This window comes from Niallia laureatilytica, from assembly GCF_046613985.1.
Classification (GTDB): Bacteria; Bacillota; Bacilli; order Bacillales; family Cytobacillaceae; genus Niallia.
Map to the genome: position 1 here is coordinate 1 of NZ_JBKKHP010000025.1, position 21906 is coordinate 21906.

A 21906-nucleotide genomic window follows, 5' to 3' on the forward strand; every position below is an offset into this window, starting at 1 on the left:
TTATGTTGGGGTTTTTGGAATGTTTTACGCTAGAGAAAAAACTTCTAAATTATAAATTTATATCCTTTGACTGGTCTGTCGTTCAACTAATCGATGTGGTACAATGACTTGTTTAGCTTCCTGACCGGGATTTTTTATTAGATCCAATAGGCAGTCTGCAGCATGATAACCTAGATTAAAAATATCAATATCTACTGTTGTCAATGGAGGTCTAGTAAATTCACTCAACATTAAATTATTAAAACTAACAATGGAGAGGTCCTTAGGTATGGAGTACCCCATTTTATCAATTGTGCCCATAATGCTAAAGGACAATAAATCATCCTTTACAATAAGAGCTGTTGGCGGTGACTGCAAGGACATCAACCTTGAGATTTCTTTTATTCCTCCATCATTAAGGAGTTCTTCTTTCACAATATATTCTTCTTGATATGGTATGTTAGCATCTTGTAATGCTTTTTTATATCCAAGTATCCGGTCCATCGAAACAACTGAATCTAAACTTCCGCAGACATAGGCAATTCGTTTATGTCCAAGTCGGATAAGGTGGTCTGTCACATCTTTACCTGCTTGAACATTATCGTTATCGACGTGAGTAATTTGGTTGACATTATTATATGGCTTACCGATAACTGAGAATGGAAACTTCTCTTCTTGAAGGAAAGACATAATTTTATCATCAATACTTGAATAGAGAATGATAACACCATCTACTCTGCCACCATGTAACATTCGCTCAACACCTTCCAGGCTCTCCTGTTCACTTTGTCCTGTTGACATATAAATAGCGAAATCTTCTTCATGTGCCTTCGTACTGATTCCTCTTATTACTTCAGGAAAGAAAGGATTCTGAAAGACTTTATCTACTGAACTTGGCATGACAAGGCCGATTGATTGTGTACTACGGTTTGCGAGGCTTCTAGCATTATAATTAGGATGGTAGCCTAAAGACTCCATTGCTTCTCTTACTCGGTTCTTCGTTTTTTCACTTATACGTGGATTGTTTGCGATGACTCTTGAAACTGTAGATGGAGCGACTTTTGCAAGCTTAGCTACATCTTTAATAGTTACTGACATAAATTTTCACTCCAAATCTCCTAGTACATACATTGTATAGAATTATTTGTGTTAGGTTTTTATAAGGTTAATCAATTTTAAGGATTTGGCTGCTTAATGGTGATAATTTTGGTATTTTCAGTTCATTTTCTTTTATTATAGCTTATTTACCCAATAGGAAGTTCCAGTAAAATCTTAACGAATAAAAATGTTTTTTCATAGTTACATTTTGTTTAGCAATAAATTAGCATAAATAAATAACAAGTAATAAAAAAGAGGTAGCATTATAAAGTTTTTGCGCAAACGGTTGCATAAGTAAATAAGTTATGTTAATCTCGTTATTAGTAAGAGAGGGGTCTTTATAATGAATAAAAATAAATGGTGGAAAGAAGCAGTTGCTTATCAAATTTATCCGCGCAGTTTCATGGACTCAAATGGTGATGGAATTGGTGATATTCAAGGAATCATATCCAAACTGGATTATTTAAAAAATCTAGGGATAGATATTATTTGGGTTTGCCCGATTTACAAGTCGCCAAATGATGATAACGGTTACGATATTAGTGACTATAAAGATATCTTAAGTGAATTTGGGTCTATGACTGATTTCGATCAATTATTAGATGAGGTCCATTCAAGAGGTATGAAACTGATTATGGATCTTGTTATTAATCATACTTCTGATGAACATCCTTGGTTTATTGAAGCTCGTTCTTCAAAAGAAAATAAATACCGAGATTATTATATATGGCATTCAGGTATTGATGGTGAAGAACCGAATAACTGGGAATCTATCTTTGGAGGCTCAGCATGGCAGTATGATGAAATGACAGAGGAATACTATCTTCATGTATTTTCAAAAAAACAGCCTGATTTAAACTGGGAAAATTCAAGTGTCCGCCAAGATTTATATGAAATGATTAATTGGTGGTTAAATAAAGGAATCGATGGTTTCCGTGTCGATGCCATTTCTCATATTAAAAAGGTTGCAGGATTCCCTAACATGCCTAATCCAGAGAATAAACGTTATGTACCGTCGTTTGATGGGCATATGAACCGCCCGGGAATTAATACTTTCCTTGACGAATTAAAACGTGAAACCTTTGATAATTATGATATTGTGACTGTAGGTGAAGCCAACGGGGTATCTGTCGAAGAAGCCGATTTATGGGTAGGTGAAGAAAATGGGAAATTTAATATGGTTTTCCAATTTCAACATTTAGAGCTTTGGAATAAAAGTGTAAATAATGGTTTAGATATTCATGCTTTGAAAAACACCCTTACCAAATGGCAAAAAGGCCTGGAGGATAATGGATGGAATGCCTTGTTTTTTGAAAATCATGATCAGCCGCGTTCTGTTTCCACTTGGGGAAATGATAAGGAGTTTTGGGCCGAATCTGCTAAATGTTTGGCAACGCTGTATTTTTTAATGCAAGGAACACCATTTGTATATCAAGGTCAAGAAATTGGGATGACTAATGTTCAATTTCCAGCTATTGAGGATTACAATGATGTTGCAATTAAGAACTTATATAAATTGGAAAAAGAAAATGGGAAACCTCATGAAGAGATAATGGAGATTATTTGGAAAACGGGTCGAGATAATTCAAGAACACCAATGCAATGGAGCGACGATTTAAATGCAGGGTTTACTACAGGGAAACCATGGATGAAAGTAAATCAGAACTTTAGGAATATAAATGTTGACCTGGCGTTAGAAAATCCAAACTCTATCTATCATTATTATAAAAAACTTATAGACTTACGAAAAGAAAATAAGGTTCTTGTTTATGGCGCTTATGATTTGATATTAGAAGAACACGATCAAATTTATGCATATACACGAACATTAAATAACGAAAAAATGCTTATTATTACAAACCTGTTTCCACAGATTACAAAATTTGTCTTACCTGCAGATCTTACAGTTGAATCAACAGAGTTGTTAATTAGTAATTACGAAGTTGACAATGGTGATGAAATAAAAGAAATCACCTTAAGTCCTTATGAAGCTAGGGTATATCGTTTAAACTAAGATGAATAAAGCATGCACATTTGTGCAAACGTTTGCCTAAAAATAAATAATTGGTAGTAGGAGGATGTCAGAAAATGAAAATACTTTCATTTGATTTTTGGCAGAAATTTGGTAAGGCGTTACTTGTTGTTGTCGCAGTTATGCCGGCAGCAGGTATTATGATTTCGCTTGGGAAATTGGTTAGTATGACTGGTGGGGATTTGACAGTTATCCAAACAATAGCACGAGTTATGGAGGACATTGGCTGGGGAATCATTGGGAATCTTCATGTGCTGTTTGCCGTAGCTATTGGTGGTTCTTGGGCGAAGGAACGTGCGGGTGGTGCTTTTGCAGCATTAATTGCTTTCATTCTAGTGAACCGAATTACTGGTAATATTTTTGGTGTAAATAGTGAGATGCTAGCTGATCCTAAAGCAACTGTTCAATCTTTATTTGGTAGTGAATTAATTGTTAAAGATTATTTTACATCGATTCTTGGCGCACCGGCGTTAAACATGGGGGTTTTTGTAGGTATTATCTCGGGTTTCTTAGGAGCTACTCTATTTAATAAATTTTATAATTATGATAAGTTACCACAATCACTTGCATTCTTTAATGGTAAACGGTTTGTTCCATTTGTAGTAATTGTTGGCTCAGTTGTAACCGCTCTCGTTTTATCAATTGTATGGCCATTTATTCAAGGATTATTGAATGATTTTGGTCGTTGGATTGCAACTTCTCGCGATACAGCACCTGTTATTGCTCCATTTATTTATGGTGCATTAGAACGTTTACTATTACCATTTGGTCTACATCATATGTTAACTGTTCCAATGAACTATACGGAACTTGGAGGAACATATCAAATCTTAACAGGTTCTAGTGTTGGACAAACAGTAGCCGGACAAGATCCTCTATGGCTAGCGTGGATTGCTGACTTAAATAATTTTCTTGCAGCTGGTGATGTAGAAAGTTATAAACAGTTATTAAATGAGATAACACCTGCACGTTTTAAAGTAGGACAGATGATACTTTCATGTGCTGCTTTGATAGGTATTGCATTGGCGATGTATCGCAATGTAGATAAGGATAAGCAAAAAAAATATAAATCTATGTTCTTGTCAGCTGGATTGGCTGTATTTTTAACTGGTGTCACTGAACCAATCGAGTTTATGTTCATGTTTGCTGCTCCAATTTTGTATATAGCATATGCAATTATGACTGGTTTAGCTTTTGCAATTGTTGATATTATTGATATACGAGTTCACGCCTTTGGAGTAATTGAACTATTAACTCGTTCACCAATGATTATTAAAGCAGGCTTATGGTTAGATTTAGTTAATTTTGTAATCGCTTGTGCAGTGTTTTTCGGATTAAACTTCTTCGTAGCTTCGTTTTTGATTAAAAAATTCAATTTCCCAACTCCTGGACGTGCTGGCAATTATATCGAGGAGGAAAATGGGGAGTCGAACCAAGAAGGGAAAACTGCCAACACCAATGATAATTCACTTGCAACGACGATTATTGGGTTATTAGGCGGCAGAGATAATATTGAAGATGTTGATGCTTGTATGACCAGATTGCGTGTAACGGTAAAGGATACAAATGCGGTTTCTACAGAACAGCAATGGAAGCAAAATGGCGCGTTAGGCTTAATAGTAAAAGATAAAGGGGTACAAGCAATTTATGGTCCTAAAGCAGATGTCTTAAAATCAGACATTCAAGACCGCTTAGGAATGTAAGATTATGAAACTATTAACTTTAAACTGCCACTCTTGGCTAGAAGAAAATCAGCTGGATAAAATAAAATACCTTGCTAAAACAATTAAAGAAAAATCGTATGACGTCATTGCTCTTCAAGAGGTGAGTCAAACGATTAGCGAAATACTTATAAAGGAAAATATTAAAAAAGATAATTATGGACTTGTTTTACTAGATGAACTTTATAAGCTTGGAGTAACAGATTATCAATTAGTTTGGGATTTTTCTCATATCGGATTTGATGTATATGAGGAAGGGCTAGCTATTCTTACAAAGCATCCCATTATAGAAAAATACTCATTTTTTGTAACAAATAGCAGGGATACAAATTACTGGAAAACAAGAAAGATTGTTGGTGCAAAAATATCCTACGACAATCAACCTATCTCTTTTTATTCCTGTCATCTAGGCTGGTGGCATGATGAGGAAGAGCCATTTAAAAATCAAGTTGATTCTCTTTTGAATTGTATTCCAAAGGAAGATAGGTTCTACTTAATGGGGGATTTTAATAATAATGCATCTATTAAAGATGGAGGCTATGATTATTTAATAAGCCAAGGTCTTTATGATACGTACCACCTTGCTGAAGAAAAAGATAATGGCATAACTGTTCAAGGTAATATAGATGGCTGGGACAAAAATAAACAAGATCTTCGAATCGATTTAATACTAACAGGACAACTAGAGCCGATCAATTATTCAGGTGTTATTTTTAATGGAAAAACAAAAAGGATTATTTCGGATCATTTTGGAGTAGAAATAGAAGTGGATAACCATAAACAAAGCGGCTGATTGAAAGTCATTGGTTTAAATAGAAACAACTGTAAAGTTATACTGTTTTAAAGTGTGAGCGATATAGCTTCTCCGTTGTTTCCCTTTGCGAGTATGGCTGCCTTGAATGCCTAATTTCTCTAATGTTTTGTGGTATTGCTTAGATGTGAAACCTTATTTAAAGAAGTTGTTTAAATCGTATTGTATCAAAAATGGGGCTTTTAATTGAATAAGAATACATTGAAGAATCGCTTTCCTTTTCTTAGGGAAAGCGATTTTTAATTTTCCTTACTAATACAGAACCGTAACTATTATGGTCATTTTGATTTATAGGAGGCAGTATTCCTGTAATAATGAAGTGAGCCGTATAATAAACTTGGCAGTATATTTCTGAAATGCATTATTCACAGAAAAACCGTAACTTCCATAATCCCCCTTATAACAGGGACATTTTTTAATTGGTAAAATAACAAAATTAAAATAATCAAAAATTATTTATATTTTTTATTGACTGAACGGTCTGGAAAGTGATATGATGAATTCATCAAGAAGGAAAGCTTGCTGAAACGGTAAGAAATAGCTTGAAATACAGCAACTTATTTTTTTGATCTATTTAGACTGAAGAGTCAAAAAAGAAAATGGAGGAAGAACAATGACAAATCAAACATTAACACAAGAAGCAATCCGAGAAAGAGCACAGGAGGCGTTCAGAAATCATCTCAAGCATTTATCGGGAGGCAACATTAAGGCGTGGGTAGAACTGTGGGAGGAAAACGGTGTTCTCGAATTTCCATACGGTCCAACAGGGTTTCCAGAAAAGAAAGAAGGAAAAGAAGAGCTTTATGAGTATATGCAAAACTTCCCGCAGCACTTCGAAGTGAAGTTCACAGAACTGGAGTTTCACTTGACGGTAGATCCAGAGTTGGTCATCGCAGAATTTAAGTCGGTCGGCAAGCATCGAGAAACAGGCAACCCGTATAATCAAACGTATATAAGTGTGGTGGAAACAAAAGATGGAAAGATTACTCGATACCGTGATTTCTGGAATCCGTTAGTTGCGATAGAGTCCGTCGGCAGTGTCGATGAAGCAGTACAATTCTCAGACTAAAGCAAAAAAAAGATATTTTTTTACTAAAAATAGACTAAATGGTCAAAAATAATAAGGAGGAAAAAACAATGACAAATCAAACATTAACACAAGAAGCAATCCGAGAAAGAGCACAGGAGGCGTTCCGAAATCATCTGAAGCATTTATCGGGAGGCAACATTAAGGCGTGGGTAGAGCTATGGGAAGAGAACGGTGTTCTTGAATTTCCATATGGTCCATCAGGGTTTCCAGAAAAGAAAGAAGGAAAAGAAGAGCTTTATGAGTATATGCAAAACTTCCCGCAGCACTTCGAAGTGAATTTCACAGAACTGGAGTTTCATTTGACGGTAGATCCAGAGTTGGTCATCGCAGAATTTAAGTCCGTCGGCAAGCATAGAGAAACAGGCAACCCGTATAATCAAACGTATATAAGTGTGGTAGAAACAAAAGATGGAAAGATTACTCGATACCGTGATTTCTGGAATCCGTTAGTTGCGATAGAGTCCGTCGGCAGTGTCGATGAAGCAGTACAATTCTCAGACTAAAGCAAAAAAAAGATATTTTTTTACTAAAAATAGACTAAATGGTCAAAAATAATAAGGAGGAAAAAACAATGACAAATCAAACATTAACACAAGAAGCAATCCGAGAAAGAGCACAGGAGGCGTTCAGAAATCATCTGAAGCATTTATCGGGAGGCAACATTAAGGTGTGGGTAGAACTGTGGGAGGAAAACGGTGTTCTCGAATTTCCATACGGTCCAACAGGGTTTCCAGAAAAGAAAGAGGGAAAAGAAGAGCTTTATGAGTATATGCAAAACTTCCCGCAGCACTTCGAAGTAAATTTCACAGAACTGGAGTTTCATTTGACGGTAGATCCAGAGTTGGTCATCGCAGAATTTAAGTCGGTCGGCAAGCATAGAGAAACAGGCAACCCGTATAATCAAACGTATATAAGTGTGGTGGAAACAAAAGATGGAAAGATTACTCGATACCGTGATTTCTGGAATCCGCTGGTTGCGATAGAGTCCGTCGGCAGTGTCGATGAAGCAGTACAATTCTCAGAGTAAGGTTTGACTCGAATTTAGAACATGTAACAATTCTATTTAAATGAAATAGGCTTAAACTAATTTCTATTCTTGACTGAATGTTCTAGTAAAGGTAGTATTTTGAGAAGGAAGGAGGCGAATCAATTTGGCTCGAAGTAAGGAATTTGACACTAACCTAGTTCTGCATAAAGCTATGGAAGTGTTTGGTCATTACGGATACGAGGGAACATCTCTACAACTTCTATTAGAAGGCTTGGGTATAGCCCGTCAAAGTTTATATGATACTTATGGTACGAAGCGAGATCTTTTTATCAAGGCTGTAAGTCATTATGTAAATGAAAAATCGACTAATGTCGTTGATTATTTAGAACAGACTAACCCTGTTAAAAAAGCTATTTCAGATATTTTCTCCGTTATTGTTGAAACTTTAAATGATGAACAGCGCCGCAGGGAATGTTTTATTTTAAATAGTGCAATAGATCAAATACCGCATGATCCTGAAATTGCTGAGTTATTTAAACAAGATAAAGTTCGCTTAGAAAATGCGCTCTATGAAGCTTTACTTCGCGGACAGGAACAGGGTGAGTTTAGTCCACAACAGGACTTACGGGCACTTGCGCAGTATTTATACCACGCTCGATATGCTTTAACACAAGCAGCAAAATTCACCGAGGATTCAAACGTTATTGAACAAATAACAACAGTTACTTTATCAGTACTTGATAATAAATGAAGCGTTAGAGCGCTTCATTTATTATTGAAAATATTAGACTGAACAGTCAAAAAATCTTAAATTGTTAGGTTTAGTCTTAATAAAAGGAGAGTTAGAAAATGAATTCAGATAAAACCAAAGGAATAGCTCTATTTATACTGGCCATATCTCAGCTAGTTATGGCACTCGATTATACCATTATTTTTGTGGCAATGCCTTCGCTTGGAAATGAACTTGGTTTTACAACAAATCATTTACAGTGGGTTGTAAGTGCCTATTCCTTAACGTTTGGTGGGTTATTGCTTATTGGAGGTCGTTTATCCGATCTTTTAGGTAGAAGACGTATGTTTATTATTGCTATGGGCCTATTTGGACTAGGTTCACTCCTTGGTGGCTTAGCCGAATCTCAACTAATGTTAATTACAGCAAGGGGATTGCAGGGGCTAGGTGCAGCCTTACTATCACCAGCAACGTTATCACTTATCATGTCTAATTTTAAGGAAGGAAAAGAAAGAAATCGGGCATTGGGGATTTGGGCTTCTATGGGTGGTGTTGGAATGTCCCTAGGCCTTCTGCTTGGAGGTCTACTTACTAGTTATGTTGGTTGGGAAGCAACATTTTTCGTAAATGTACCGATTGCCATTTTGGTAATTATTCTTGCACCAATAGTACTTAAAGAAAGTAAGAATTTATCAGCAGCGAAGGGTTTTGATATCGCGGGTACGATATCGGTTACACTCGGTTTATTGCTTTCTGTGTATTATCTCATTCAAGCTCCAGCAGAAGGTTGGTTTAGTAAATCGACACTTCCGTTTCTTATGATCGGAATAGTTCTTTTGATTTCATTTGTGGTAATTGAAAAAAGAACAAAAGAACCCTTAATTTCTTTTCAAATGTTTCATAATCGGAACCTAACTGGAGCCGCACTAACTGCATTCTTATTTTCAGCTTCTTTTGGCTCCCTTTATTACTTTTTAACCCTTTATACACAGGGAGTATTGGAATATTCAGCGATAGAATCTGGTCTTAGTTTCCTGCCACTAACTCTTAGTGCCTTTGTAGGTGCAAAGTTAATAAATAAGATGCTTAGCTCTTTTGGAGTGGCAGGAACAATTGGAATCGGAATGGGACTTGGAATCATCGGTTTCCTTTTATTAAGTAGACTTTCGGTAACGGGCTCCTTCATAGAGATAATCCCTGGTACAGTTATTATCGGTATCGGTCAGGCACTTGTTTTTACAACGATGTTTATAGCGGGTAGCACAGGTGTCAGTAAAAAAGAGCAGGGTGTAGCTTCTGCCCTTATCTCTACAGGTCAACAGATAGGAGGAGCCATTGGTTTAGCTGTTATTATGGCGATTATATCAGCAAGTCTCGGATCGAATTCTTCCTCAATGGAAATGATGTTACCATCAGATCTAAATAGTGCCGTCCATATCGCATTTCTAATCTCGGCAGCCATTACTTTGCTTGGTATTTTAGTGGCGTTTGTTACCCTTAAACAGCCTAGTCAAATAAATAAAGAAGAGGAAAATACCAACATTACAATAACTCATTAAATAAATATATCCAGCTGCAGACTTGCAGCTGTTTTTTTAGTCTATGGCATTCCTGTAGAAAAGAGCATTGTTAATTTATCAATCAGGGCTGTATAGAAAAAAGGTCAAATAAAAAGAGAGCTTTTTTCACTGGTACATATGCTGATAACTTCATGAAGGGTAAGGAACAATACTATTTACAGTTAGTAAATTATGCCGCAAAGTTTCGAAGTTAATTCAGTGTGAGAGTAAAGAAGTTTGCAGAAATTAGCATGATAAATCGTGATTTTAATAGGGTAGTATGTCCTGGAATAATTGAATAAATTTTAAAAAATTACATAATTACGGAGATTTATTTAGGTACTTTTAGCTTCATTCTTATATTATTTTATTTAATAATGTTTCCATCCGTATTATTTATAGTGCGTTTTGCCCCTTCAAACAAATTAGGCTTATATTTATAATTGTCTCTGGAGATGGAAGAAAGTCCTATCATATAAGATTCTTTTTAAATAAGGCAATAAAATGCAAAGTAAATCGAGTGAAGAAATTAATAACAATTTCATTTCACATTTGGGGTAGGTTTTTATCCTATAGCAATCCATATGGTTATCAACATCTTAAGAAGGTAGGAATAAACTTGGGAAGAATGGAAAGAAGGCAGAACCGAAGCACTACTCCACGTATTTGGAGAAATTGGAGTTCTAAAGGTTTTAAGATTAGGCTTTTAGTAATCTTTTTAGCGATAGTCATATTATCCGTTATTATACTAAATATTTTTATATGGACAAGAGATGTTAGTAAACTAGAAGATCCTGCTCCTCAGTCAACGATTATTTATGACCAAAGTGGAGCTGTGGCCAGTAAAATATCGGTTTCAAATATTGAAGGTGTAGGTATTAAACAAATTCCTGAGGATATGATTCATGCTGTTATTGCAACAGAAGACCAGCGCTTTTACAAGCATAATGGAATTAATTATATAGCCATTATTAAGGCATTTGCTAGTAATATCATTAGCGGTGAAGTCGTGGCAGGTGGAAGCACTGTAACACAACAGTTAGCCAAAAATACCTTTTTAACTCAAGAACGTACATATACTCGAAAAATTAAAGAACTTATCATTACTAAAAAAATTGAACGAACCTATTCTAAGGACGAAATTATGGAAAAATATTTAAACCAAATTTATTTTGGCGAAGGTGCGTGGGGAATCCAGCGTGCAGCACAAACTTACTTTGGGAAGGATGTTAGTGAATTAACATTAGCTGAATCAGCTATGATCGCAGGGTTAATCAAAGCTCCATCCATATTATCTCCTTTTAAAAATATGGAGAAATCAATTGAAAGAAGAGATGTTGTTTTATCATTAATGGAAAAGGAAGGCTATATCACTAAAAGTGATGTTAAAAAAGCAAAGGAACAATCAATAGTATTAGAGGGGAAAAAGATGGATGACTATAAAGGAAAGTATCCTTCTTACGTAGATCATATTATTGAGGAAGCAACTCAAAAATACGGATTAACCGAAAATGAGATTCTTTCAGGTGGACTTCATATTTATACAGAACTAAATCCTACCATACAAAAAGCTGCCGAGGAAGTGTATAAAGAGGACGCGTTATTTCCTGAAAGCCAAGCAGATCAATTAATTCAGAGCGGGGCCGTTTTCATCAATCCTTCAACCGGCGGGATTAACGCAATTGTAGGTGAAAGAGGAGAACATACATTTCGGGGATTTAACCATGCTACTCAACTAAAGAGACAGCCTGGTTCTACAATGAAACCATTGTCTGTATATACACCAGCCATAGAACAAGGCTATGATATTTATGATATGTTACAGGATAATCCGATTAATATTGATGGATATCAACCTAAAAACTACGATAATCAATACAGAGGTCAAGTAACGATGTATGATGCGGTAGTACATTCCTATAATGTACCACCTGTATGGTTATTGCAGAAAATCGGATTGGAACATGGGGCAAATGCTGTAAAAAGATTTGGAATTGAATTGGAGGAAGCTGATTATACGCCAGGTTTAGCTCTTGGCGGCATGAGTAAAGGAACTTCTCCTCTATCAATGGCCCAAGCATATTCCGCTTTCCCTAATAATGGAACAATGGTAGATTCACACTCCATTAAAGTAATAGAAGATGCAAATGGAAATACCCTTGCAAAGTGGAAAGAAAATGCAATCCGAGTAACTGAACCAATAATCGCTCAAAAAATGACCTATATGCTTAAAGGAGTCGTAGAAAAAGGAACAGGGATTAAGGCTCAAGTGGAAGGATTGGAGATTGCAGGTAAAACAGGAACTACACAACTCCCATTTGCTAATAATGATGGCGCAAAGGATCACTGGTTTGTGGGCTACACGCCAGAAATCGTAGGAGCAATTTGGTTAGGATACGATAAAACAGACGCTCAACACTTTCTATCAAGTACAAGTGGTTCAAGTGTTACAACAATTTTTAAAGAAATAATATCTCGCTCTAAATCAGAATTCACTAAAAAAGACTTTGCTCTCTCATTAATTGGAAAACAGTTAAGTGAGCAAAAAAAGAGAGAAGAAGAACAAAAGAAGAAGGAAGAGCAAAAGAAGGTAGAAGAAAAGAAATTAGAAGAAGAGAAAAAGATAGAAGATAAAAAGAAAGAAAAGGAAAAAGTAAACAAAGAAGTAAAAAAAGAAGAGAAGGCACAGGAGAAAGAAAAGAAGAAAAAAGAGAAAGAGAAAGAGTAAATAGCTTCAATTGAAAAACTTTCAAAAAATAACCACTCATACAGAGTGGTTATTTTTTATTTAAATTTTGCTTGCTTGTGTAATTGGTGTATATTTCCTATACAAAAATGTACTTAAAACACCCACTACAGCGAGCAATGCTAAGCCCCAGTAAATATTAGAATACGCGACTGCTAAGGACAGTTGGTGCTGTTTTTCTAAAGCAATTGCCACTATAGCTACTCCGAATGCACCACTAAAAAACTGAAGCAGTTGAAATAAACCCATCCCTGAACCTATAAACTTCCTATCAAGCACACGAGAAATTTCATTAGATAAACAGCTAGAAAGTGCTGTAAATGCCAGACTAAGAATCATATAGGTAATCATTGCTCCTATCCAATTGTGTCCAATTAAAATGGCGAAGAGGATTATAGAAGAAAGCAATACAATAGGGCCATACTTTAAAAAATAACCATTTCCAAAGCGGTCAATCACTCGGCCAACCATACGTGATGAAATAATAGCGAGTAAGGAACCGGGAAATATAATTAATCCTGCATGCCCTGCTGAAAAGTGAAAATTTTGAGTCAATATTTGCGGCAACAAAAATAATGTAGCGAAATTACATATATAACCAGTGATGCCTAGCAAAACGAGAATTAAATAAGGCCGGTTTGAAAACAAAGACGGAAGTACAAATGGATCCTTCGTTTTACGAATACGGATTACAAAGAGAACTAACGCGATTAGTCCAGCAATAAGAATAATCCAATTCTGGTTCGTTGTGAACAGAAGCAAAAAGGTCGTACCCAAAGCAAGTAATACCCCACCGAGAAAATCAAATGTCCCTTTGCTTGGTAATTCTTTAGGCAGTGCAAAAGCCATTAAGGGAATTAGTAAAAGAACAAATGAAGTAAGGATAAATAGCCAATGCCAACCCAAATTGTCAACAATTAGTCCTCCAACAACAGGCCCCGTACCTAATCCTAGTGAAACAGCAGACATATTGATCGCCATAGCTGCACCACGACGCTCGATAGGGATATAACGTGTATAAAGCACCATAGAAAGTGAAATAATACCGCCTGCACCTGAAGCCTGCACAATCCTACATAGAAGCAATGTAAGGAAACTATTACTAAAAAATCCAACTAAACTGGCGATTCCTAAAGCCAATACGCCAATAATCAACAGCCTTTTAAGTGGTACAAAATCAGATAAACGACTAAATGTTATCGAAGAAATAGCAAACATAATAGAATATCCCGACACAATCCATGAAGCTGTGGACGAGGAAATGTAAAAATCTAATATTACATCAGGTAAGGCTAAATTAAACATGGATGTATTCATAAGAGCCAATACAATAGCTATGCAAATTGTAATGATTGTAAATCCTTCCCGTGCTAAAAGTGGCTGCTCTGAATTAACCATTGACGGGTTTTTGACTAAACTCATACCATCTCTCCTTTATTTTTTCATATTATGTATTAAGTTTTATTGTTCGTAAACAAGCGAACAATTGAAGTATAGCATGAGGTACTGTAAAATACAATTTGTATTTAGACAAAAAAGTTAATATATAAATTATTAATAATTTGCCGTGGTAAATATATATGGAGGGAAAAATAATGAAATCTCTACATCATCCGGATCGCAAAGACTTCATGTTACCAGCTGTTCTACATGCGCTAAGTGATCCAATTCGTCTAAAAATGGTGGCACAAATGCATAACAGTGGAGAACAAGCCTGTAAGAATTTTGATGTTCCGATTGCTAATTCTACAAGGTCTCAGCATATACGTACATTGCGTGAAGCCGGAATTACTTTTACTCGTTTTGAAGGGACTAAACGTTTGTTGTCACTTCGAACAGAAGACTTGAATGCACGCTTTCCTGGTTTGTTAGATTCAATATTAAATGTTTATGACAAAGAAGAGATTTAGAAGGTAAATTAGGTTAATGAATAAACAAAAATAACCACTCTTTATAAGTGGTTATTTTTCTTATCAACAGTGATAATAAGCATTTTCGTAAATCACTAAAGTATCTTTTTTTACTTAACAAGTAAAAAAGAAAGGGAACTTTGATAATTGCTTTTTTGTAGGAGAATATTTATATATAGTGGTTTAATAAAAAGAGGACAAACCTTACAGATTAATTGAAAGGGGCAATATTTAGTACTTCCATTCTTATAGTTACGCAACTATTATGAGTGTGTGATACACAAGATTTGTTGGAAAAAATTGACGTGGCATAGTACCAAGCTCCTTTAGGTTAGTATGATAAGTGTACTAGCCCTTATATTTTCTGTCCAACTTAGTGTAGCCGATTCAGTATATTAAATGTAAACCATAAGAATTGGGGAGGTTAAATGATTGTTTCACAAGAAAATAAGGTTCTTGCAAGAACAGCACTTAAAGCATTTGAAGGAAAGTCCAATGTTTTTAAATATTGGGATGAAAACAATATAAGTTCAGTCGATATTCTTTCTTGTGAAGATAAAAATTTTGAAGGTATTTTATCTTACTCTACTGTTGGCTTATCCGATTTTTCTATTGGATATGAGGATAATAGGGTACCGTTAAGGTGTGAATTCGTGGGGGCAAGTGAATTTGATTGTTTTGCCAATATTATAGCAACCTGTGCGTTTAATATAATCAATTTTAAATTTGATTGCTCATTTGGAACTATCTATAAAGACATAGTGAAAATGTATTTGCCTGAAAGCCCAATGAAACATATTTTATTTCTATCGCCTTTTCTTTGGGAAGATAAATTGAAAACAATTAATTTTGAGAAAAAACAAGTGGCTTGGTTAATGGCTATTCCGATTTCGGAAGATGAAAAGATTTATGCGGATAAAAACGGAATAAAGGCTTTGGAAGCACTATTTTATGAGAACCAAATTAATGTTTTTAATTTAGAAAGGGATTCAGTCATTTAAATATCCTAAAGGGGGCTTTATTCAACAAGGATTTTATTGAGATTAAATTCATATTACATTAAAAAATATTACTAACAACAGATTTTTACTCTTGATGGATTTTAATTAGTATATAAAAGAGGTTTTTCCTAAAATATCTTCAATTGGAACAGTCCCAAATTCGATACTACCCAGGGAAGTACACCTTTAAGGAGGTTTTTAATGAGTAGGAGGTTTATCACCTAATATAAAGATATGATTGATTCCTTGTCCATTGTGGATACCGTATTTAGAATAAAAATTTTAACAGAAAAAGAGGCTTTCCTTTGAAAAGCCTCTTTCTATTATTTATATTTTATAGTAACCTCTGTAAAATTATCGGGATGCATATAGTCAAACACATATTTTATAATTAATTCGTTAGAATCTTTAGACATGATCTGATAGGAACCATTATAAAATGGTTTATAACCATTATTAGTTTGAATATTAACCAGGTGTTTCATGTACAAACCTGTTTTTGACATCTGATAAATCTCAGTATACCCGGTTTCACGGGCAATAAATTTTTGTTTATAATCAGGTGAATAAAAAGAGGTATATTCAGCATCGTTTAATATTAAGTTGATAAGGAAAGTAATGCCTAAAAATAATATGCTGAATATAATTACTATCACTCTAATAAATTTCATTCTTATTTTCATAAAAATTATATAGGTAAAAGAAAGTACAGTTGTAAATATAGTAACTATTTTTATAAAACTATTGGTTAATCTAAACGATGAAATGTTTATTTGTATGTATATATTTTTATGATTCAAAATAAATATTAGCAGCAACAAGAAAATACTTAATAATAGAGTAATAATTGATATTTTAAATAACCTTTTACTTGGAAAATTCATCTGAAAATACACCTCCTAGAGAAAATCTCATTAGAATGCTTATTACTTAATTTCTAATTAAATATATAACACCTCATTGACAATCTTTTTATATACTCTCCATTTATAATAACTGTTTTTAATTTCTCTAAGCAACTATGAAGATAATCTATGTATTTAAGTAACTAAAATGCTAGATTGTTTTGGAGTCATTTTTATCTAATTAAACATAATTAGGAAGAAACTCGGCAGTTAGTTCAGCAATGTTAATTTGAAGAAATATGATAAAGTTTATGAAGTAAGGAACACATTATAAGAAAGGAGATAAAATCATGGGGGATACTCTTCAGGTAAGTAAAGACAAGGTAAACAGATTGATAACTGATATAGTAAATGAACTTATAAAACTACATAATGAACCCAGCATTGATAATGTAATTACCTATTCAAATGAACTAGGTAAGTTAGAGGGGATTTGTAAGTTGGTGAATGTTGATATGGATAAGATTATGAAAAAGGCTGGATTGGAATAGGAGGAAATAAGTTCACATCGGGGTGTTGTTCAAAAGATGTCTTTATTCACTTAGGGTCTTCAGTTAATGATAGCTTAACTAATTAACATTCCATTTTCTTCAAAATGAGATATAATTAAATATATAAAACTTTATATACGAAAATTGATAATGTTTAATTAGATGAATTTTTCTGGAGGAGAAAGATGAGAAAACTCTTTTCGTTTTTATCTGTTATATCTACACTACTGGGGATAATTATGATTATTTCGCTGTCTCAAAATGAAAAACTCTCTGGTGTTTTATCATTTGGAACTAATGGCATGACTTTTTTTATCATACTAAACCTATATAATTTTTTAGGTATTTTATTTGCTCTTTTTGCAGAGAGAAACAAGTATAGAACTTTATTATTTATTTTTAGTATATTTATGATTTTGATTAGTCTATCAATAACTTTTGTAGGTTTATATGGATTTCAAGAACCTTAATTAAATTTTATACACTTATTTGTCGATGTGAATGGTGCAGCGGCTGGGGTTCAAGTTGAAAATTAACTGGTACCTTAGTTGAGGTGGCTAAAGATACATTATAGTCATTTTAAAACGAATCACCTTCAGTAATTTGTGAATGTATTCACTTAAAGTAACGGGGGCATTAATTCAAGAAAGACTAATGTTCCTATTTTGTTTTGGCACTAACATGGCAGGTTAGCAGAAGAAGGGTTAATTCCCTTTATGCCGAACACCTTAGGTAAGTATAGGAGGCGGATTAATATGTATTATTCAGAAGAAGAAATAATAATAGATAGATTTAACATACCGAAGATTGAGGGATTTGAACCAGATAATTTAAAATTAAAAACAAATGTTGAAGAGATTCAAGGAACTAACGAAAGAAACTTTTTTTGCAAAAACGGTAACTATAAATTTTGTCTAGTTAAAAAAAAGGATGGATTAATTGAGCCTATCTTTATTATGGATTTTTTCCATAGTAGTAAAAGTATGCAAGGATTACGAAAAGAAGAATCGAGTATAAAGTTAGAACTATTGTGGGTTAAAGAAAGTTATCGCAAGAAGGGCATTGCTACCTACTATATGAAAAAACTTGTAAAATACGCAATAGCAGAAGGTTTTACCCAGATAAGGGTTATTCCAAATCCTAATGCAAATAACTTTAAAGAAGATAATAAAAAAAATGCATTAAACAAAGAACAATTAACCTATTTTTACAAAAAATTCGAAAGTGAATGTTTAAAAATCACTTTCATATGAACTTAAATCTCTATGTATCAACCTACCTAAGTTCAAGGAGTGAATTAAACCTAAATCCAATAAGGAAGGTTTTCTGGCATTATCATGGCAGAATAGTTGAAGAAGAAATTAATGACTTCCTTTATAAGGGGATTGGATTGTATAACTCACCATATTATATACATATAAAGGATAATTTGGTATAATAATGAGATTCTTATTAAAGGTTGTGAACATCAATAATTAGAAACAAAAAAGCTTTTTATTCATTTATCTTTCCATATGTTTTAGTTCTTATTTTTCGGCTACCTTTCCCAAATAGAGAAGGTCTTGGAGACTGGATACTTACCAAATTGCATATTCCTGTAAATAGTTTTGATCTGGTTAATGTCTTTATATTCTTATTATTAATATTAAGTTTATTCAATTTGACAAAATTGTTAACTAGCAGGAAATTTCTAATTGTCTTTGCATTCTTTCTTGTAGCTACAACTATGCCGAACTTTTTGTTTCATTCATATCAAAAGACAATGGCTAAAGGGATTAATGCTATCTCCTATAACTATGATACAAGTTCCTGTACTTTCAACATGAATAAAAATCAGGAGACCATGCATGGGGAGTGTAAAATTCCACTTACAAATCATAGTAATGAAGAAGTTCAATTTAATTTAACATTTCTCGAAGATCCTTATTTTGAGAACGGAATTAAGGCCGTTTCCTTAATGAATAAAACTACACCTTATTCAATAAGCCTGCTGCCGAATGAGATAAAAACTGTCATTATAGAAAAAGAAATTAATGTTGCAGAAATGGAAGAATTTTTCGAATCTGGTGATTCCTATCAAGTAAGAATTCAAATCCGTCAAGGGGAACGCAGTAGAGAGTTATAGCGAAGAAGATAACAAGTGGAGAATCTTGTTATCTTTTTTTGTTCTCTATGTATGTTGTTTTTGTATAAATTCTTCTTATTTGTTGTAGAATTTTCTTGCGACAGAAACAGGGCAGCATTCCTTTAATAAGCGAAGAGAACCTTCTTATGTCACAAAAGAGGAAGGTTAGCACAATAAGATAAAAACTAAGTATATTTTTTGAACAATACCTTGCATTACAAAGTAATGTGTTTTATATTAATTACAAGAGGTGAAAATATTGGAAATTAATAAAGAAGTCTTAAAGGGGCATATAGATACACTAATCCTATCATTACTAAGTAAACGTGATATGTATGGATATGAAATAGCAAAAATTGTTCGTGAAAAAAGTAAAGAACAATTTGAATTAAAAGAAGGAACTATGTACCTATCATTAAAAAGACTAGAAAAAAATGAATGGATTACTTCCTACTGGGGAGAAGAACAGGGGCCCGGAGGAAGAAGAAAATACTATAAGCTTACACAAACAGGGCAAGAGGGTTTCAGGGAAAAACAAGAAGAGTGGAATTTTGTAAAGAGTATTATTGATTCATTTTTGGAAGGAGAAGAATAATAATATGAAACAAATTGATTTATTTGTGAATTCCATCTACCATAATGTAGGTGGAAATAAAAAGGAAATACAAGAATTGAAGGCAGAAATGAGAAGCCACTTGCTAGAGGCAGTATACGAATTAAAAATACAAGGTTTATCAGAGCAGGAAGCTATGGAAATAGCTATAGAGCGATTCGGAGGAGAAAAAGAATTGCGAGCAGTGGTTTCTCAATTGTTTAAAGCTCAAAGAACATTTGCAAAATGGGTACTTTATTTAGCAATAGTTTTTCTGTGTCTGCTTATTTTCAATACTGGTATTTATTATTTGAACACTGGCACTTCTGGAAATACACTATCAGATGTTGCTACTGATATTAGAGATATTTTAGGTAACAAAGAGGTTGTAACCCCGGATATGAAGCAGGCTATTGAAGAACGTATGAAAGAAACAAATTTAGCCACATCCGTAAAAATATATAACGTCAGAGAAATGAAAAAAAGTGAAGATTATGAGAGTTATAAAAAAGATATATTTGATTATGTTATAGATAGGAATATTACTCCAGACTTTGAATTTAAACAGAGGGTATTTGCGCCGAATTGGTTGAATCCTGTGTTTTCTCCTTATGGTAATGGTGATAGTAAATGGCTTGTAACAATGGAGGAGAGATATTTTCTTGTTCATGAGATGTTATTCATGCATCTCAGTATAGTAGCATATTGGATTTTGTTTTCTATATGGGCTGTTATCAATGCTTATCACCAAAGACGCTTAAATCTTGGATGGATTTTAGTATTTATACTATTTAACTTATTAGGATATATAGTTTATTGGTTAACAGGAAAAAGAAGATACCAGGATGAATACCAATAAGATATTGTACATAAATTTTCACCTATTTTATAAATAATGTTTTGAAGACTGCAATTCAAATAATTGCAACACTTTTTTACATTGCTTATATACTATCCTTGTAAAACTATTCACTTAAAACAATCGGGGGCTTTCCTTAAATAAAAAAGGGAAGCCTTTTTCTTGTGTCGCTATAGTGGCAGCATTCCTGTAATAAGTGAAAATGCGATTTGAAAGAAAAAAGACCTCTTGATAAGATAAATGTGTCCTCAGCTGGCCAGCTAAAAGGGACAAAATATCTAGTCGGAGGTCTCACTATGAATTATAACCAAAATCTTAAATTAGCTCAAATCACACCTAAAACCTTAGTAATAGGTATCGATATTGCCAAACATCATCATGTAGCTAGAGCACAGGATTATCGTGGAATAGAGCTTGGATTTACTTGCTTTTTTGATAATACCCAAGAAGGATTTAAGACATTTATTGATTGGATTAATCAAATCAAAGAGTCATGCAAAATGGAGTCTGTGATTACTGGGATGGAGCCTACAGGTCATTATTGGCTTAATTTAGCTCATATTCTAAAGGAGGAACAGATTAAGTTCGTAACGGTCAATCTTTTACACGTCAAGCACAGTAAGGAGCTAGACGATAACTCTCCAACTAAAAACGATGTAAAAGACGCAAAAGTCATTGCACAACTAGTCAAAGATGGTAGATACGCTGAACCAACTATACCACAAGGAGTTTTCGCGGAACTGCGTGTGGCTAAAAAATTACGCGATTTATTAAATGTAGATTTACAAATTGTGCAGGGACAGGTACACAACTGGATTGATCGATACTTTCCTGAGTTTTTTACCGTTTTTAAAAGTTGGGAAGGGAAGGCAGCTCTTCATTTATTAAAACTCGATACTTTACCTTACGAAATAGGCGAATTTACAGATGAGGAATTACTGGATTATCTAAGGCAAGCAGTGAAAAGAAGTATAGGAATAAAGAAGATTCGTGCCTTAAAAGAAGCCGCCAATCGCTCGATTGGCATTAGTCAGGGCTCCATGATGGCTAGAATGGAATTAAGAACATTAATTCAAAAATATGAACTTATTCAAGCCAAGTTCGAAGAGCTGATTAAACCCTGGATACACTACTTCAAGATATTCCAGGTGTTGATCAAATGTTAGACATAACAGGTATAGGCCGCGATACAGTGGCGGGTTTCTTCGCTGAAGTAGGCGATTTGAGTGAATACAATCATCCTCGCCAGATAACCAAACTTGCAGGGCT

Annotated in this window: 20 protein-coding genes and 1 pseudogene; 18 read left to right on the forward strand and 3 right to left on the reverse strand. The window is 34.1% G+C overall.

Going from position 1 to position 21906, the window contains the following annotated elements:
• Positions 1 to 57: 57 nt before the first annotated feature.
• Positions 58 to 1077, reverse strand: a complete 1020-nt coding sequence (locus ACLIJJ_RS26350) for a LacI family DNA-binding transcriptional regulator (RefSeq protein WP_233319404.1) — start codon at positions 1075 to 1077, stop codon at positions 58 to 60.
• 343 nt (positions 1078 to 1420) lie between these two features.
• Between ACLIJJ_RS26350 and ACLIJJ_RS26355 the strand changes: the two genes are divergently transcribed.
• The 9 genes from ACLIJJ_RS26355 to ACLIJJ_RS26395 all read left to right on the forward strand — a co-directional run bounded on the left by ACLIJJ_RS26355 (position 1421) and on the right by ACLIJJ_RS26395 (position 12736).
• Entirely contained in the window at positions 1421 to 3091 is a 1671-nt protein-coding gene (locus ACLIJJ_RS26355) for a glycoside hydrolase family 13 protein (RefSeq protein ID WP_411411973.1), read from the forward strand.
• 74 nt (positions 3092 to 3165) lie between these two features.
• Positions 3166 to 4812: a PTS transporter subunit IIBC gene (locus tag ACLIJJ_RS26360; RefSeq protein ID WP_251647831.1), complete on the forward strand. Its 1647-nt coding sequence runs from the start codon at positions 3166 to 3168 to the stop codon at positions 4810 to 4812.
• 4 nt (positions 4813 to 4816) lie between these two features.
• The gene (locus tag ACLIJJ_RS26365; RefSeq protein ID WP_411411974.1) at positions 4817 to 5623 is read left to right on the forward strand and encodes an endonuclease/exonuclease/phosphatase family protein; all 807 of its coding nucleotides are present in this window, start codon (positions 4817 to 4819) and stop codon (positions 5621 to 5623) included.
• A gap of 631 nt (positions 5624 to 6254) precedes the next feature.
• Positions 6255 to 6710, forward strand: a complete 456-nt coding sequence (locus ACLIJJ_RS26370; protein ID WP_411230513.1) for a nuclear transport factor 2 family protein — start codon at positions 6255 to 6257, stop codon at positions 6708 to 6710.
• 68 nt (positions 6711 to 6778) lie between these two features.
• Entirely contained in the window at positions 6779 to 7234 is a 456-nt protein-coding gene (locus ACLIJJ_RS26375; RefSeq protein ID WP_341080017.1) for a nuclear transport factor 2 family protein, read from the forward strand.
• A 68-nt stretch (positions 7235 to 7302) separates the two neighbouring features.
• Complete coding sequence (locus ACLIJJ_RS26380) at positions 7303 to 7758, forward strand: nuclear transport factor 2 family protein (protein WP_341080018.1); 456 nt, start codon at positions 7303 to 7305, stop codon at positions 7756 to 7758.
• A gap of 124 nt (positions 7759 to 7882) precedes the next feature.
• Positions 7883 to 8470, forward strand: a complete 588-nt coding sequence (locus ACLIJJ_RS26385; protein WP_411411975.1) for a TetR/AcrR family transcriptional regulator — start codon at positions 7883 to 7885, stop codon at positions 8468 to 8470.
• Positions 8471 to 8568: 98 nt separating this feature from the next.
• On the forward strand, positions 8569 to 10008 hold the full coding sequence (locus ACLIJJ_RS26390) for an MFS transporter (RefSeq protein ID WP_411411976.1): 1440 nt from the start codon (positions 8569 to 8571) through the stop codon (positions 10006 to 10008).
• Between the two features lie 628 nt (positions 10009 to 10636).
• Entirely contained in the window at positions 10637 to 12736 is a 2100-nt protein-coding gene (locus ACLIJJ_RS26395; RefSeq protein ID WP_411411977.1) for a transglycosylase domain-containing protein, read from the forward strand.
• Between the two features lie 60 nt (positions 12737 to 12796).
• Here the strand turns inward: ACLIJJ_RS26395 and ACLIJJ_RS26400 are convergent, their stop codons facing one another.
• A complete protein-coding gene (locus ACLIJJ_RS26400) occupies positions 12797 to 14176 on the reverse strand; it encodes an MFS transporter (protein WP_411411978.1) in 1380 nt (459 codons plus the stop codon).
• A gap of 173 nt (positions 14177 to 14349) precedes the next feature.
• Between ACLIJJ_RS26400 and ACLIJJ_RS26405 the strand changes: the two genes are divergently transcribed.
• Both ACLIJJ_RS26405 and ACLIJJ_RS26410 read left to right on the forward strand, forming a co-directional pair.
• On the forward strand, positions 14350 to 14664 hold the full coding sequence (locus ACLIJJ_RS26405; protein WP_341080025.1) for an ArsR/SmtB family transcription factor: 315 nt from the start codon (positions 14350 to 14352) through the stop codon (positions 14662 to 14664).
• Positions 14665 to 15092: 428 nt separating this feature from the next.
• Positions 15093 to 15665 (forward strand): suppressor of fused domain protein, encoded by a 573-nt coding sequence (locus ACLIJJ_RS26410; RefSeq protein WP_411411979.1) that lies wholly within the window; start codon positions 15093 to 15095, stop codon positions 15663 to 15665.
• A gap of 323 nt (positions 15666 to 15988) precedes the next feature.
• On the opposite strand, the gene ACLIJJ_RS26415 is transcribed toward ACLIJJ_RS26410, so the two are convergent.
• Positions 15989 to 16549 (reverse strand): hypothetical protein, encoded by a 561-nt coding sequence (locus ACLIJJ_RS26415; protein WP_233319421.1) that lies wholly within the window; start codon positions 16547 to 16549, stop codon positions 15989 to 15991.
• Positions 16550 to 16860: 311 nt separating this feature from the next.
• On the opposite strand from ACLIJJ_RS26415, the gene ACLIJJ_RS26420 reads away from it, so the two are divergent.
• From ACLIJJ_RS26420 to ACLIJJ_RS26450, 7 genes and pseudogenes are all read left to right on the forward strand, one after another.
• Entirely contained in the window at positions 16861 to 17061 is a 201-nt protein-coding gene (locus tag ACLIJJ_RS26420) for a hypothetical protein (RefSeq protein WP_411411980.1), read from the forward strand.
• Between the two features lie 185 nt (positions 17062 to 17246).
• A complete protein-coding gene (locus tag ACLIJJ_RS26425) occupies positions 17247 to 17531 on the forward strand; it encodes a hypothetical protein (protein ID WP_411411981.1) in 285 nt (94 codons plus the stop codon).
• Positions 17532 to 17816: 285 nt separating this feature from the next.
• On the forward strand, positions 17817 to 18314 hold the full coding sequence (locus ACLIJJ_RS26430) for a GNAT family N-acetyltransferase (RefSeq protein ID WP_411411982.1): 498 nt from the start codon (positions 17817 to 17819) through the stop codon (positions 18312 to 18314).
• 509 nt (positions 18315 to 18823) lie between these two features.
• A complete protein-coding gene (locus ACLIJJ_RS26435; RefSeq protein ID WP_411411983.1) occupies positions 18824 to 19186 on the forward strand; it encodes a hypothetical protein in 363 nt (120 codons plus the stop codon).
• 259 nt (positions 19187 to 19445) lie between these two features.
• Positions 19446 to 19781, forward strand: a complete 336-nt coding sequence (locus ACLIJJ_RS26440; RefSeq protein WP_411411984.1) for a PadR family transcriptional regulator — start codon at positions 19446 to 19448, stop codon at positions 19779 to 19781.
• 4 nt (positions 19782 to 19785) lie between these two features.
• Positions 19786 to 20637, forward strand: a complete 852-nt coding sequence (locus ACLIJJ_RS26445; protein ID WP_411411985.1) for a permease prefix domain 1-containing protein — start codon at positions 19786 to 19788, stop codon at positions 20635 to 20637.
• Between the two features lie 296 nt (positions 20638 to 20933).
• Positions 20934 to 21906: pseudogene (locus ACLIJJ_RS26450) on the forward strand (IS110 family transposase); the annotation flags it as partial.

Excerpts from the sequence above, each read along its gene's own strand:
- ACLIJJ_RS26350 (WP_233319404.1), bottom strand. The coding sequence starts at position 1,077 with ATGTCAGTAACTATTAAAGATGTAGCTAAGCTTGCAAAAGTCGCTCCA.
- ACLIJJ_RS26355 (WP_411411973.1), top strand. The coding sequence starts at position 1,421 with ATGAATAAAAATAAATGGTGGAAAGAAGCAGTTGCTTATCAAATTTAT.
- ACLIJJ_RS26360 (WP_251647831.1), top strand. The coding sequence starts at position 3,166 with ATGAAAATACTTTCATTTGATTTTTGGCAGAAATTTGGTAAGGCGTTA.
- ACLIJJ_RS26365 (WP_411411974.1), top strand. The coding sequence starts at position 4,817 with ATGAAACTATTAACTTTAAACTGCCACTCTTGGCTAGAAGAAAATCAG.
- ACLIJJ_RS26370 (WP_411230513.1), top strand. The coding sequence starts at position 6,255 with ATGACAAATCAAACATTAACACAAGAAGCAATCCGAGAAAGAGCACAG.
- ACLIJJ_RS26375 (WP_341080017.1), top strand. The coding sequence starts at position 6,779 with ATGACAAATCAAACATTAACACAAGAAGCAATCCGAGAAAGAGCACAG.
- ACLIJJ_RS26380 (WP_341080018.1), top strand. The coding sequence starts at position 7,303 with ATGACAAATCAAACATTAACACAAGAAGCAATCCGAGAAAGAGCACAG.
- ACLIJJ_RS26390 (WP_411411976.1), top strand. The coding sequence starts at position 8,569 with ATGAATTCAGATAAAACCAAAGGAATAGCTCTATTTATACTGGCCATA.
- ACLIJJ_RS26395 (WP_411411977.1), top strand. The coding sequence starts at position 10,637 with ATGGAAAGAAGGCAGAACCGAAGCACTACTCCACGTATTTGGAGAAAT.
- ACLIJJ_RS26400 (WP_411411978.1), bottom strand. The coding sequence starts at position 14,176 with ATGAGTTTAGTCAAAAACCCGTCAATGGTTAATTCAGAGCAGCCACTT.
- ACLIJJ_RS26405 (WP_341080025.1), top strand. The coding sequence starts at position 14,350 with ATGAAATCTCTACATCATCCGGATCGCAAAGACTTCATGTTACCAGCT.
- ACLIJJ_RS26410 (WP_411411979.1), top strand. The coding sequence starts at position 15,093 with ATGATTGTTTCACAAGAAAATAAGGTTCTTGCAAGAACAGCACTTAAA.
- ACLIJJ_RS26415 (WP_233319421.1), bottom strand. The coding sequence starts at position 16,549 with ATGAATTTTCCAAGTAAAAGGTTATTTAAAATATCAATTATTACTCTA.
- ACLIJJ_RS26420 (WP_411411980.1), top strand. The coding sequence starts at position 16,861 with ATGGGGGATACTCTTCAGGTAAGTAAAGACAAGGTAAACAGATTGATA.
- ACLIJJ_RS26425 (WP_411411981.1), top strand. The coding sequence starts at position 17,247 with ATGAGAAAACTCTTTTCGTTTTTATCTGTTATATCTACACTACTGGGG.
- ACLIJJ_RS26430 (WP_411411982.1), top strand. The coding sequence starts at position 17,817 with ATGTATTATTCAGAAGAAGAAATAATAATAGATAGATTTAACATACCG.
- ACLIJJ_RS26435 (WP_411411983.1), top strand. The coding sequence starts at position 18,824 with ATGGCTAAAGGGATTAATGCTATCTCCTATAACTATGATACAAGTTCC.
- ACLIJJ_RS26445 (WP_411411985.1), top strand. The coding sequence starts at position 19,786 with ATGAAACAAATTGATTTATTTGTGAATTCCATCTACCATAATGTAGGT.